The sequence below is a fragment of the Novosphingobium sp. 1529 genome (assembly GCF_040544855.1).
GTDB classification, from domain to species: domain Bacteria; phylum Pseudomonadota; class Alphaproteobacteria; order Sphingomonadales; family Sphingomonadaceae; genus Novosphingobium; species Novosphingobium capsulatum.
Genome location: NZ_JBEPKW010000011.1, coordinates 62,017 through 75,141 on the forward strand (window position 1 = coordinate 62,017; position 13,125 = coordinate 75,141).

Annotated in this window: 10 protein-coding genes; 8 read left to right on the plus strand and 2 right to left on the minus strand. The window is 66.0% G+C overall.

Annotation, left to right across the window (positions count from 1 at the left end):
• Window positions 1-151 precede the first annotated feature (151 nt).
• From ABIC78_RS17515 to clpX, 3 genes are all read left to right on the plus strand, one after another.
• Window positions 152-991, plus strand: a complete 840-nt coding sequence (locus tag ABIC78_RS17515; protein WP_062786990.1) for a hypothetical protein — start codon at window positions 152-154, stop codon at window positions 989-991.
• A 125-nt stretch (window positions 992-1,116) separates the two neighbouring features.
• Window positions 1,117-1,812, plus strand: coding sequence for an ATP-dependent Clp endopeptidase proteolytic subunit ClpP (gene clpP / locus ABIC78_RS17520; RefSeq protein WP_022678078.1), 696 nt, complete (start codon window positions 1,117-1,119; stop codon window positions 1,810-1,812).
• 148 nt (window positions 1,813-1,960) lie between these two features.
• Window positions 1,961-3,217 (plus strand): ATP-dependent Clp protease ATP-binding subunit ClpX, encoded by a 1,257-nt coding sequence (gene clpX / locus ABIC78_RS17525; protein ID WP_022678079.1) that lies wholly within the window; start codon window positions 1,961-1,963, stop codon window positions 3,215-3,217.
• Between the two features lie 247 nt (window positions 3,218-3,464).
• Here clpX and ABIC78_RS17530 read toward each other — a convergent pair whose 3' ends face one another.
• Entirely contained in the window at window positions 3,465-5,555 is a 2,091-nt protein-coding gene (locus tag ABIC78_RS17530; RefSeq protein ID WP_171795499.1) for a S9 family peptidase, read from the minus strand.
• A gap of 113 nt (window positions 5,556-5,668) precedes the next feature.
• Here ABIC78_RS17530 and ABIC78_RS17535 point away from each other — a divergent pair, with 113 nt between their 5' ends.
• From ABIC78_RS17535 to ABIC78_RS17555, 5 genes are all read left to right on the plus strand, one after another.
• Window positions 5,669-7,468: an aminopeptidase P family protein gene (locus ABIC78_RS17535; protein WP_054132315.1), complete on the plus strand. Its 1,800-nt coding sequence runs from the start codon at window positions 5,669-5,671 to the stop codon at window positions 7,466-7,468.
• 64 nt (window positions 7,469-7,532) lie between these two features.
• Window positions 7,533-7,910, plus strand: coding sequence for a VOC family protein (locus ABIC78_RS17540; protein ID WP_028658330.1), 378 nt, complete (start codon window positions 7,533-7,535; stop codon window positions 7,908-7,910).
• A 468-nt stretch (window positions 7,911-8,378) separates the two neighbouring features.
• A complete protein-coding gene (locus ABIC78_RS17545) occupies window positions 8,379-9,068 on the plus strand; it encodes an EF-hand domain-containing protein (RefSeq protein ID WP_158271907.1) in 690 nt (229 codons plus the stop codon).
• Between the two features lie 18 nt (window positions 9,069-9,086).
• Entirely contained in the window at window positions 9,087-9,818 is a 732-nt protein-coding gene (locus tag ABIC78_RS17550; RefSeq protein ID WP_171795500.1) for a response regulator, read from the plus strand.
• Window positions 9,818-11,251 (plus strand): sensor histidine kinase, encoded by a 1,434-nt coding sequence (locus tag ABIC78_RS17555; protein ID WP_354491049.1) that lies wholly within the window; start codon window positions 9,818-9,820, stop codon window positions 11,249-11,251. Before ABIC78_RS17550 ends, ABIC78_RS17555 begins: the two co-directional genes overlap by 1 nt.
• Window positions 11,252-11,272: 21 nt before the next feature.
• Here ABIC78_RS17555 and ABIC78_RS17560 read toward each other — a convergent pair whose 3' ends face one another.
• The gene (locus ABIC78_RS17560; protein WP_354491051.1) at window positions 11,273-13,048 is read right to left on the minus strand and encodes a DUF885 domain-containing protein; all 1,776 of its coding nucleotides are present in this window, start codon (window positions 13,046-13,048) and stop codon (window positions 11,273-11,275) included.
• Between the last annotated feature and the right edge of the window lie 77 nt (window positions 13,049-13,125).

Consider the following 13,125-nt stretch of genomic DNA (forward strand, 5'->3'; position numbering starts at 1 on the left):
ACGGCCTGATCAAGAAACAAAAATGGGGCGCTGCCGGCAACGGTGGCGCCCCGTTTGCTTTTAGGTGTTTGCCCTCAGGCATCATGCGGATTGGCGCGGTGATTCCTGGCATGAGAGAATCGGTCACATCGGAACCCGGGGGGATCTGCCGATGCATACCGTGCGCAATCGCAAGGGCGCTCGATCCGGCCAGCGTGTGCCGGCCAAGGCGCCAGTTTCATCTGCCGTTCCGCCAACTGCCGGTCCGCCAGCAGTCAGTCCGCCTGCCGCCAAGGCCGCCAGCAAGCGGGCCAAGGCCGATTTTACCCGGCCATTCCTGCTGGCCCAGGCTGCCACGCCGGCCTTTCCGTCCGATCTCATCCTGCCGCCCCATCGTGGCGCGATCATCACCACGGCGGCCTGGCCGGCGGGGATGATTCCGCCCGCACTGCCCGCCACGCCGCCGCTGCGCGCGCCGTTCATCGCGCCGCGCGGGCCGGCCACCATACCGCAAGGGCAGCCCGATCGTGATCGGCCAGGTCACGATTCGCGTCGCCAAGAGCCGCCGCGCAAGGCGCCGCATCGCGATCTGCCGCCCCGTCCGGGCACCCGCACCGCGCGCAAGGCGCAGCGCCGCGCGATGATCGCCGCCGAACACGCGCGCCGTTCCGCGGCTACCACACGTGAAGTCGCGGCCGCTTGTGCGCCGCCGGCCGAGATGCATGCCGCGCCGCCACTGCTGCAGCCTTCGCCGCCTGGCGTGCACTGGGTTGCGCCCGATGATCGCAGCCCCCTGCCGCGCCACCGCGCGCCGGTCGTGCCGCGCCAGGGCCTGCTCGATGCCATGGCCGCCAGTCTGGGCGACGCGGGTCGATTCCTGGCACGGCTGCTGCCAGGTAGCAGGCGCAGCCGCGAGTTGCGCGAGCGGGTGGCCCGAACCGAGGCCCGCCTGCGGGCGATGGAAGCGCAACTGGCTGCACTCGAAGCCCTGCGGGCGCGGGTGCAGGTCTGACCACGCGGCGAAAGGCGCCCGAATCTGGTCCAATATCCACGCATTCCCGCGCATTCGCGGTTAATGCCCTTGAACATCCTTTGCTGGCACGCGACATAGGCCATCGCAACCAGATGAGGATTCCCATGCTCGACGTGTTCGGCAGCAGCTCTGCCCAAGGAAAGTTCCACGCTGATCCGGTGACTGGCGCGCTCGTCCCGGTCGTCGTCGAGCAGACCAGCCGTGGCGAACGCAGCTTCGACATTTTCAGCCGCCTGCTGCGCGAACGCATCGTCTTCGTGACCGGCCAGGTGGAAGACCACATGGCGTCGCTGATCGTCGCCCAGCTTCTGTTCCTCGAGTCGGAAAATCCCTCGAAGGACATCTCGATGTACATCAACTCGCCCGGTGGCGTGGTGACGGCGGGCATGGCGATCCATGATACCATGCAGTACATCCGCCCGCGCGTGTCGACCGTGTGCATCGGCCAGGCCTGCTCGATGGGCAGCTTCCTGCTCGCCGCGGGCGAACCGGGCATGCGCATCGCGCTGCCGCATGCGCGAATCATGATCCACCAGCCTTCGGGCGGGGCGCAGGGCATGGCTTCGGATATCGAGATCCAGGCCCGTGAAATCCTGCGCATCAAGAAGCGCATGAACGACCTCTATGTGAAGTACACCGGCAAGAGCCTGGAAGAGGTCGAGAAGGCGATGGACCGCGATACCTTCCTCGAAGCGGACGAGGCTCTGGCCTTCGGTCTGGTCGACAAGGTGTTCGAATCGCGTCCCCAATCTGAACAGGTCGGCGTCGAAAGCGGCACCGGCGGGGCGCCTTCGGCCTGATTTTCTCTTCTGCCCCGGCTCCTTAAGCGTTGCGAAAGGAGCCGCGTGGCAGATACCATCACCTCGTTTCGTGTCCGGTTGATTAATACCCTTGGGGTAGTAGGATAGCCGGGCCCGCCCCTCGTGGAGGGGCGCCTGGGATTGAAGAATGACAAAGCTTTCCGGATCGGACTCTAAAAGCACGCTCTACTGCAGCTTCTGCGGCAAATCGCAGCATGAGGTGCGCAAGCTCATTGCCGGGCCGACGGTCTTTATCTGCGATGAGTGTGTCGAGCTGTGCAACGACATCATCCGGGAAGAGACCAAGCAGGGCATCGCCGGCAAGAAGGACGGTGGCGTTCCCACGCCGCGCGATATCTTCGAGACGCTCAATGATTATGTGATCGGCCAGGACCGCGCCAAGCGCGTGCTCTCGGTGGCGGTGCACAATCACTACAAGCGCCTGAAGCACAGCGGCAAGGGTGGCGACATCGAGCTGTCGAAGTCCAACATCCTGCTCGTTGGCCCCACCGGCTCGGGCAAGACGCTGCTGGCCCAGACGCTCGCCAAGACGTTCGACGTGCCGTTCACCATGGCCGACGCCACCACGCTGACCGAAGCGGGTTATGTGGGCGAGGACGTGGAGAACATCATCCTCAAGCTGCTGCAGGCCAGCGACTACAATGTCGAGAAGGCCCAGCACGGCATCGTCTACATCGACGAGATCGACAAGATCAGCCGCAAGGCCGAGAACCCGTCGATCACGCGCGACGTGTCGGGCGAAGGCGTGCAGCAGGCGCTGCTCAAGCTGATGGAAGGCACCACGGCTTCGGTGCCGCCGCAGGGTGGGCGCAAGCATCCGCAGCAGGAATTCCTGCAGGTGGACACGACCAACATCCTGTTCATCTGCGGCGGCGCCTTTGCCGGCCTGGAAAAGATCATCGCCGATCGCCTGCAGAAGCGTTCGATCGGTTTCGGCGCCCATGTCGCCGATCCCGACAAGCGCCGCGTGGGCGAACTGCTGCAGAAGGCAGAGCCGGAAGATCTTCAGAAGTTCGGCCTCATCCCCGAATTCATCGGCCGTCTGCCGGTCATCGCCACGCTCAACGATCTTGATGTGGCGGCCCTGGTGCAGATCCTGCGCGAACCCAAGAACGCGCTGGTCAAGCAGTACGCCAAGCTGTTTGAACTCGAAGACGTGACGCTGACCTTCACCGACGAGGCACTGGAAGCGATTGCCAAGAAGGCCATCGAGCGCAAGACCGGCGCGCGTGGCCTGCGCTCGATCGTCGAAGGCCTGCTGCTCGATACCATGTTCGATCTGCCCACGCTCGACGGCGTGACCGAAGTGGTGGTGGACAAGGACGTGGTCGATGGCCGCAAGGAGCCGGTCCAGGTCCTCAAGGGCAAGGAACAGGCTGCCTGAGGCTTTCCGTCTCGGAGCTATGAAAAACCCCCGCTGGCGACAGCGGGGGTTTTTGTTTGGGGCAAGCCTGGCAGGCTTGTTGCGCTTGCGCCCGAACACGCGAGGAAAGGGGAGCCAAACCCAAAACACCTCGCCCGTTCGCCCTGAGCTTGTCGAAGGGCGCCAGCACGACGCGCCCTGCCAGAGGGCTGCGCCAAGCTCAGCCCGAACGGGATCTGATGGACTGAGTTCATCTACGGCTTTGGTTTTAGCCCTCGATGCCCAGTTCGGTCAGCAGGAACGCGAATTCCTCGGCCGCTTCCTTGAGGCTTTCAAAGCGGCCGGATTTGCCGCCGTGGCCCGCGCCCATGTTGGTCTTGAAGATCAGCGGATTGCTGTCGGTCTTCAGCTCGCGCAGGCGCGCGACCCACTTGGCCGGCTCCCAATAGGTCACGCGTGGATCGTTGAGGCCGGCGGTGACCATCAGTGGCGGATAGGCCTGCGGCTTGACCTGGTCATAGGGCGAATAGGACCGGATCAGGTGAAAGGCGGCCGCATCGTCGATAGGGTTGCCCCATTCCGGCCATTCGCCCGGCGTGAGCGGCAGGCTTTCGTCGAGCATCGTGGCGAGCACGTCGACAAACGGCACATCGGCCACGACCGCGCCAAACAGGTCGGGCGCCTGGTTGATCACCGCGCCCATCAGCTCGCCGCCGGCGGAACCGCCCGAGGCCGAAATCCGCCCCGCCGTGGTAAAGTCATGGTCGATCAGGCCGCGCGCCACGTCGATGAAGTCGTTGAACGTGTTGGTGCGCGCGTCCAGCTTGCCGGCCTTGTACCAGCCCCGGCCCAGATCATCGCCGCCGCGAATGTGGGCAATGGCATAGGCCATGCCGCGATCGAGCAGCGAGAGGCGCGTGGTGGAAAAGCCCGGCCCGATGGCAATGCCATAGGCGCCATAGCCATAGAGATGCAGCGGCCCGCCGGCCGGACGGTCCTTGCGCCACACCACCGAGACCGGCACCAGCGTGCCATCGCGGGCAGGGATATCGAGCCGTGCCGTCTCATAGCGGCTGGCGTCATAGCCCGACGGGATTTCCTGGACCTTGAGCCGGGTCAGCGTGCGGCTGGGCACGTCATAGTCAAAGACCGAAGACGGGCTGACCATCGATTCATAGCCCACGCGCAGCGTCTGCGTGGCCCATTCCGGGTTGTCGCCCAGGCTCGCTTCATAGCTCGCCTCGGGAAAGGCGATCGGCTCGATCCGCGCCGGATCGTCGTAATAGCGCACCTCGATGCGATCGAGCCCGCGCACGCGGCCTTCGACGACATAGAAATCGCGGAACAGTTCAAACCCGGTGAGATAGAAATCGTCGCTGCCGGCGATCAGCGTGGTCCAGCTGGCAGGGTCGGCCAGCGGCGCGGTGGCGAGGCGGAAATTCTCGTGGGTGTCGTTGGTGTGGACGAACAGCGTCTCCCCGTGCAGGTCCACATCGTATTCCACGCCCTTTTCGCGCGGACGCACCAGGATCGGCGCCTGGAGCGGATCATCGGCCGGGATAAGGCGCACTTCGTTGGTTTCATGGTCGCCGGTCGATACGATCAGCCACTTCTCGTTGGCGGAAAGCGCGGCGCCGGCGCGAAAGCCTTCGTCATCCTCATGGTAGAGTTCCACGTCCTGGTCGAGCGGTTGGCCCAGCCAGTGCAGGCGCACATTGTCGGTGCGCCAGTTCTCGTTGGCGAGGCTATAGACCAGCCCCGTATCGCCCTTGACCCAGATCAGGCCTGAATTGGTGCCGGGGATTTCGTCGGGCAGGATTTCTCCGCTGGCGATCACCTTGATCCGCGCGGTGAAGCGTTCCGAGCCGCTATCGTCCACCGACCAGGCCAGCAGGCGCCCATCGTTGGACACCGAGATGGCACCCAGGCGGAAATAGTCATGGCCCTGCGCCAGGGCCACTTCGTCGAGAAGCAACTCGTCGGCACTGCCGTCGTCGGCCGCGTCGACCGGCCGGCGCCACCACTTCTTGTATTCCGCGCCCTCCTCGTACTCGATCCAATAGACCCAGTTGCCGTCCTTCTGCGGCACGGACTTGTCCGCTTCCTTGATGCGTCCGCGCATTTCGGCAAAGAGCTGGTCGATCAGCGGCTGGCGCGGGGCCATATGCGCCTGGAACCAGGCGTTCTCAGCCTCGAGGTGCGCGAGGATTTCGGGATCCTTGACCTCGGGATAGCCGGGATCGCGCAACCAGGCGTAATCGTCGGTGATCGTCACGCCATGATGGCTGATGCTGTGCGGCTTTTTTGCGGCAACGGGGGGCTGGGCGGCGATAGGGGTGGCTGCGGTCATCTCCGCCATCTATGGTGCCTGTGCCCGGCCTGCAAGGCGCGCCTCTGGCGTCTGCCGCATCAGGTGGTTACAATGCCAACCAGTTACCTGCCCATTACGCCCAAGGACGCCCCGCCATGTTGATGCAAACCCACGAAGCCCGCCTGGAAGCACTGCGCGCCGAGCTGGGACGACGCGGGCTGGATGGCTTCGTCATCCCGATTTCCGACGAGCACATGAGCGAATATGTCGGCGGCTATGCGCAGCGGCTCGGCTGGCTCACCGGGTTTGGCGGATCGGCCGGCACGGCGGTGGTGCTCAAGGATCGCGCGGCGATCTTCGTCGATGGGCGCTATACCATCCAGGTGCGCGAGCAGGTGGACGGGCGGCTCTATGAATACCAGTCCGTGCCGCAGACCAGCCCGGCAGCCTGGCTGGGCGAGCATGCGGCGCGCGGCGCGCGGATCGGCTATGATGCCTGGCTGCATGCCAAGCCCTGGGCCGATGGCGTGGCCAAGGCGCTGGAAGCCAAGGGCGCCAGCCTGGTGGCCGTGGACAGCAATCCCATCGACGCTGTGTGGCAGGACCGGCCCGCGCCCTCGGCGGCGCTGGCCGTGCCCCATGCCGACGCCCACGCCGGGCAAAGCGTCGCTGAAAAGCGCGCCATGCTGGCACAGTGGCTGACGGACAACGGCGCCGACGCGGCAGTGGTCACCGCGCTCGATGGCGTGGCCTGGTTGCTCAACATGCGCGGCGCCGATGTCGATCGCACGCCGGTGGCGCTCTCGTTCGTGGTGGCCCATGCCGATGGCACAGTCGATCTGTTCATTGCGCCCGAAAAGGTTGATGCCGCGCTCGTGGCGCACCTGGGCAATGCCGTGCGCGTACAGGATCGCGCGGCATTCGTGCCGGCACTGACGGCGCTGGCGGGCAAGACCGTGGCGGTCGACCCGGAACGCGCGGTCGCGGCCGTGTTCCGCGCGCTGGAAGGGGCGGAAGCGCGGGTTCTCACGCTCACCGATCCCACCGTGCTGCCCAAGGCGCGCAAGAACCCGGTGGAACAGGCCGGTCACCGCGCCGCCCAGGCGCGTGATGGCGCGGCGGTAAGCCGGTTCCTGCACTGGCTGTCGGTGACCGCGCCCAAGGGCGGTGAAACCGAACTTTCCGCTGCCGCGCGCCTCCATGCCGAGCGGGAGAAGACCGGCCTGCTCAAGGACCTGTCGTTCGACACCATTTCGGGCGCCGGCCCCAATGCGGCGATCCCGCACTATCACGTGGACGAACAGTCCAACCGCGCGATCGCGCCGGGCAGCGTCTATCTGGTCGATTCGGGCGGGCAGTACCTTGATGGCACTACCGATATCACCCGCACGGTGTGGATCGGGCCGGGCGAGGCGCCGGCCGAGGTCAAGGACCGCTTTACCCGCGTGCTCAAGGGCCATATCGCGCTGGACCAGGCGGTGTTTCCGCAGGGCACGCCTGGTGGCGCGCTCGACAGCTTTGCCCGCCAGTTCCTGTGGGCGGCCGGCCTCGATTATGCCCATGGCACCGGCCATGGCGTGGGCAGCTTCCTGGCGGTGCATGAAGGGCCGCAGCGCATTGCCAAGGCATCGGGCGCGCAGGCCGGCACCGGGCAGGGCCTGCTGCCCGGCATGATCCTGTCCAACGAGCCGGGCTATTACAAGGCGGGCGAATACGGCATCCGCATCGAGAACCTGATCCTGGTGGAAGAGCGCATGATCGCCGGTGCGGAAGGCGCGTTCTGCGGGTTCGAAACGCTTACCTTCGTCCCGATCGACCGCGCACTGGTGGATGTTGCCCTGCTGACCCCGGCCGAGCGGGCGTGGTGGAACGACTATCACGCGCGCACCCAGGCGCTGCTGGCGCCGCTGCTCGAGGGTGAAGACCGCGCCTGGCTGGAGGCTGCCTGCGCGCCCATCTGATCTTGCGATCGGCTGTGTTCATGATACGTTCTAGTGGTGGCGACTCGCTGCAAGGAGAGCGATGATGATCGGTTATGTCACCCTGGGAACCAACGATCTGGAGCGGGCGGCACCGTTCTACGACGCGCTTGCGGCCGAACTGGGCACGGGGCGCATGTTCGAATGGCCCGGGGCGATTGCCTGGGGTACGGCCGGTGGCGCCGCCGGGGTGGCGCTGATGAAGCCGTTCGATGGGCAGCCGGCCACCGTGGGCAATGGCGTCATGGTCGCGTTCGAAGCCAAGGAGCCAGCGCAGGTCGATCGGCTGCACGCCCTGGCCCTGGCAAATGGCGGCAGCTGTGAAGGCGCTCCTGGCCCGCGCGGTGATGGCGGGTTCTATGCTGCCTATTTTCGTGATCCCGATGGCAACAAGCTCAATGCCTTCGTGATGGGCACGTCCTGAGCCGCACAACCCGGCACAGCGGCGCGGGCGGGGAAGGGGGCTTCGCGCCGTTTGCCGTGAATGTATCGGTCTTATTTCACGGCCTGGACAATCACCCGCCACAATTGCCGGAGATGCAGCGGCTTTGGCGGTTTTCACCGAGCATTTAACTATTTCAAGTTATTGGTTTGGATAGATAGTTGGGTCAGGCGGGAAGCGTGGTCCCCTGCCGAAATGATGCGACAATTGGCGACAAAATACCCCCTGTCCCGACATAATCGCGCGACATCCACGGCCTATACAATGAGCCATGGAAGCTGCGGTGCCCGCCACTTCAGTCCCCACGGCCGGAAGGGGTGTCCCTCCCCCTTAGTCCCTAGCCTCTTTCGGCATGGCGGCGCCGCAGCTTCCTCATCCCCCAGGTCTTTTGCGGTGCCGATACCGTCATCAATGGCGATCGGTGCCCTTGTCTGTCCGGAGTTTGCCCAGATGAAGAAAAGCGTCCTTGGCCTTGGTGGGGCCCTTGCCGCCCTCGCGGGGGCTGGCGCGCTCTATGCCGCCGCAGCCTCCGCGCCGGCACAGGCCGATCCCGCTGCGCCTGGCCGCGCTATGGGCGATGGTGGCATCACCTGGGCGCAGGCCCAGGCGCAAGCCGATGCCCTGTGGCAGAGGATGGACGTGAACAAGGACGGCAAGATCGACCAGGCCGACCGCGATGCGCGCCTCGCGCAGCGGTTCGATGCGATCGACACCAACCACGATGGTGTGATCAGCCGCGCCGAATTCATGGCGCAGCATCACATGATGAAGCCGGGCATGCCCCCCATGGCTGGCCGTGATGGCGACATGCCGCCGCCACCACCACCGGGCGGCATGGCCCCCGAAGGCGGGCGCCACGGCTGGCACGGCATGCGCATGGGCGGGTTTGGCGCGGTTTTGCACGCTGCCCTGCGTGACAAGGATGGCGCGGTGACCCGCGCTGCGTATGATGCGGCGGTCAAATCGCAATTCGACAGGGCCGATACCAACCATGATGGCAAGCTTACCCGCGAAGAAATCCGCGCCGCATTTGGCCGTGAGGGCCACCGCTGGGGCGGGAAAGGCGGCCCTGGCGGTCCGCGCTGGCGCGATGGCGAGCGCATGGACGGCCCGCCGCCGCCCCCGCCAGCCGGCAACTGATCACCGGGCAGCGCAGGTATGAGCGAGGCAGCGGTAACCCGCATCCTTCTGGTCGACGACGAAGCAGCCCTGCGCGAAGTGCTGGCGGACTATCTGGTTCGCCAGGGCTTTGCCGTGGTCCAGGCGGGCAACGCGGCGGAAGCCCGCGCGCGGATCGCGGGAGAAACGTTCGACCTCGTGCTGCTCGACATCATGATGCCGGGCGAGGATGGCCTGTCGCTGTGTCGGCACCTGGCCGAAGGCCGGGCGCTTCCAGTGATCTTCATCACCGCCAAGGGTGAATCCACCGACCGCATCGTCGGCCTCGAGATTGGTGCTGACGACTACGTGGTCAAGCCGTTCGACCCGCGCGAACTGGTGGCGCGGATACGCTCGGTCCTGCGGCGCAGCGCGCGCGTGGCCGTCGATGCCCCCGAAGCGCTGGTCTATGAATTCGAAGGCTGGACGCTCGATCCGCTCAAGCGCCGGCTGACCGATCGCGAAGGCGCGGTCGTCGCCATTTCCTCGGCCGAATTTCGCCTGCTCATGGCGTTTCTGGATCATCCTCGCCAGGTGCTCGATCGCGATCGCCTGCTCGACATGGTCCAGGGCCGCGAGGCGCATCTGTTCGATCGCGCGGTGGACAACCAGATCAGCCGCCTGCGCCGCAAGATCGAGGAAGACAGCCGCAATCCGCAACTGATCCAGACCGTGTGGGGCGGCGGCTACATGCTCGCGACCGAAGTGCGCAAGGTGGCAGGCCGCGACTGATGCTGCGCTGGCCTGCCTGGACCATATCGCGCGCACCGCGCAGCCTGCAGGGGCAGATGCTCCTGGCGATCGCGCTGGCGCTGCTGGTGGCGCAGGGGCTTTCGGCCGCGCTGATCTGGCGCGAACAGAACGAGCGGCGCGTGCAACTGACCGTGAACGAGGCGGCATTTCGCCTGATCGGCCAGCCACCACGCGAAAACCGCCCGCCTGACGGCCGCCCGCACGGGCCGCCGCCTGACGATATCTGGCGCCTGCCGCGCCCTTTGCGCGTGCGCGTCGATGCCACTTCGCCAGAGCGGCCGGGCGACCGCCAGCGCAGCGACGTGGCGAGCGCGTTGCATGATGTGCTGGAAACCCAGGGGCTGGTGCATCGCCAGGTCTTGGTGGTGGAGCGCGATCCCGAGGCCGATGCGATTGTCGGCGCGTGGTTTGGCGATGTCAGCAAGCGGCTGGAAAGCTTTGGCGATCATCGGCCGCAGGCCCGCCTGATCATCGCCTCCATCCAGCGGCCTGATGGCACCTGGCTCACCGCGCGTATCCTCGCCCCGGCCAATGAGCGCCAGGTGATCCTCTCGCTGCTGATGCAGACGGTGCTGCTCTATTTCGTGCTGGTGGGAGCGGTGGCGCTGATCCTGCGGCGCATTGCGCGGCCGCTCAAGGCCTTGACCGGGCGGGTGGAAGCTTTTGCCCGCGAACGCAATGCCGATGGGCAGCTCGAACCCGAGGGGCCTGACGATATCCGCCGCCTGATCGTGGCCCACAATGCCATGGAAGCGCGCATTGTTGGCCTGCTCGATGAAAAGGACGTGATGCTGGGCGCGATCGGCCACGATCTGAAAACGCCGCTGGCCGCGCTGCGCGTGCGGATCGAGGCGGTGGAGGACGAGAACGAGCGCGCGCGCATGGCCGCGACGATCGAGGATATCAACCGCTCGCTCGACGACATTCTCTCGCTCGCCCGCGTCGGCCGCCCCTCTGACCCGTTGGAGACGACCGAGCTTTCGGCCCTCGTCACCGACGTGATGGGCGAATACGAGGATATGGGCGAGGATGTGACGCTGGAAGACACCGTGCGCATCGTTCTGCCGCTGCGCGCCACCTGGCTGCGCCGGGCCATGCGCAACCTCGTGTCCAACGCGCTGCGCTATGGCCAGCGTGCCCGTGTCTCGCTGGAACGGGAAGACGGTGAGGCGGTGCTGCGCATCGAGGACGATGGCCCGGGCATTCCCGAAGGCGATATCCTGCGCATGATGGAGCCGTTCACCCGGCTGGAGGCCTCGCGCAATACCGCTACGGGCGGCACGGGGCTGGGCCTGACGTTGGCGCGCGCCATCGCCGACCAGCACGGCGGCTCGCTCGTCCTCGCCAACCGTTGGCACGCCGGCCAGGTGGTGGGCCTGGTGGCCACGCTGCGCCTGCCGCTGGCAGCCTGACCGCTTCGGCGCGGTTTTGCCTCATTCCTCGTCGGGATAGGGGCCCTTGCCACCCTCGGCAATGAAGCGATCGATCCGGGCATGCAGTACGGGCAGCGGCACCGAGCCCAGCTCGAGCACGGCATCGTGGAAGGCGCGGATATTGAATTTGTCGCCCAGCGCCTTTTCCGCGCGGGCGCGTTCCTCCACGATGGCCATTTCGCCCAGATAATAGCTCAGCGCCTGGCCCGGCCAGGCGATATAGCGATCGGTCTCGGTCTCGATCTCGTGATCCGACAGCGCGGTATTGTCGTGCAGGAAGGCCAGCGCCTGCTCGCGCGTCCAGCCCTTGGCGTGAATGCCGGTATCGACCACCAGTCGCGCCGCACGCCACATCTGGTATGACAGCATGCCAAAACGTTCGTAGGGCGTGGTGTAGATGCCCATCTCCACCCCCAGCTTTTCGCAATAGAGCGCCCAGCCTTCGCCATAGGCCGAGATGTAGGTGCGCTGGCGCCAGGCCGGCAGGCCCTTGTTTTCCGATGCCAATGACATCTGGAACGCATGGCCCGGCGCGCTTTCGTGCAGGGTGAGGGCGGGCAGCGAATAGAGCTGACGCGCCGGCAGGTTCCAGGTGTTGACCAGATAGACCCCCGGCCCGCCGCGCCCGGCGGTATAGAACGGGGCAATATCGGCGGGCACCGGGCGAATGGCAAAGCGCTTGCGCGGCAGGCGGCCAAACCAGTCGGCTGCCTTGCCGTCGAACGTCTTGGCGATCCATGCCGCACGGTTGAGCAAATCTTGCGGGCTGCTCGCCACAAACTGCGGATCGCTGCGCAGCTTGGCCAGGAATGCAGGCAGGTCACCGGTAAAGCCGACCTGCGTCATGATCTCCTGCATTTGCGCACGGATCCTGGCCACCTCGGCCAGGCCGATCTGGTGGATCGCATCGGGCGTCAGGTCGGTGGTGGTATATTCGCGGATCTGCGCCTGGTAATAGTCTTTCCCTTGGGGCAGGCCCTGCGCGGCAAGGGCGGTGCGGGCATGGGGCAGATAATCGCTGCGCAGATAGGCGAGCAGGGCGCGGTGTGCCGGCACGACTTCGCTGGTGATCGCCGTGCGCGCCTCGTCGGTCAGGACCTTGGCCGTGGCGGGCGGAATACTGGCGGGCAGGGCCTTGAACGGCTCGAAGAACGGGTTGGCATCGGCGGTCTTGGCGTCCGTTATCGGCAGCAGCGACAGATCGCGGCCCTTGAGCGTGACCTGCGGCGCGGTGAATCCGCGTGCCAGCCCCGCCTTCATGTTGGCCATCTGCTGCGCGAAATAGCGCGGAACGGCATGCAGCATGGCGATATAGGCGCGCGCTTCGCTTTCGTTGCGGAACGGCGTGCGTGCGGTATCGGCCAGGTTGCCCCAGAACGTGGTGTCTGAATTGAGCGGCTTTTCCCACTCGTGAAAGCGCTGCGCCGAAAGCAGCGTTTCGATCTGGTAGCGATAGATCGCATAGTTGACGCGCGCGGCCGGCGAAAGCGCGCCCTGGTCGATGGCGTCGAGTGCTTTCAGCGTTTGCGCCCAGCGCGCCTCGCGCGCGGCCTGGGCGGCAGCGCTCACATCGGGCAGGCGATAGCTGGGGCGATCGTCGTTCTCGTCATCGCCAAACTGCGCCTGGCGCCAGGTCCATTCGGCATCGGCCAGAGCATAGAACGCGGCGTCCGCGGAAGCACTGGCAGCAACCGCGGGGACAGGCGCCTGCGCAAGGGCTGGCTGGGCCACGCCAAGCAGGAGGGCGGCCAGCAGCGGGAGACGATGAACGGTCACGGCGGCACGATACTCCTGTTGCAGATGCAACCGGGTAGCGTGGGAAATGGCCCATGTGCAAGCTGGACCGGGTCGGG

Bases quoted from the DNA above. Each gene is read 5' to 3' on its own strand.
- ABIC78_RS17515 (WP_062786990.1), top strand. From the start codon at position 152: ATGCATACCGTGCGCAATCGCAAGGGCGCTCGATCCGGCCAGCGTGTG.
- ABIC78_RS17545 (WP_158271907.1), top strand. From the start codon at position 8,379: ATGAAGAAAAGCGTCCTTGGCCTTGGTGGGGCCCTTGCCGCCCTCGCG.
- ABIC78_RS17540 (WP_028658330.1), top strand. From the start codon at position 7,533: ATGATCGGTTATGTCACCCTGGGAACCAACGATCTGGAGCGGGCGGCA.
- ABIC78_RS17530 (WP_171795499.1), bottom strand. From the start codon at position 5,555: ATGGCGGAGATGACCGCAGCCACCCCTATCGCCGCCCAGCCCCCCGTT.
- ABIC78_RS17555 (WP_354491049.1), top strand. From the start codon at position 9,818: ATGCTGCGCTGGCCTGCCTGGACCATATCGCGCGCACCGCGCAGCCTG.
- clpX (WP_022678079.1), top strand. From the start codon at position 1,961: ATGACAAAGCTTTCCGGATCGGACTCTAAAAGCACGCTCTACTGCAGC.
- ABIC78_RS17550 (WP_171795500.1), top strand. From the start codon at position 9,087: ATGAGCGAGGCAGCGGTAACCCGCATCCTTCTGGTCGACGACGAAGCA.
- ABIC78_RS17535 (WP_054132315.1), top strand. From the start codon at position 5,669: ATGCAAACCCACGAAGCCCGCCTGGAAGCACTGCGCGCCGAGCTGGGA.
- clpP (WP_022678078.1), top strand. From the start codon at position 1,117: ATGCTCGACGTGTTCGGCAGCAGCTCTGCCCAAGGAAAGTTCCACGCT.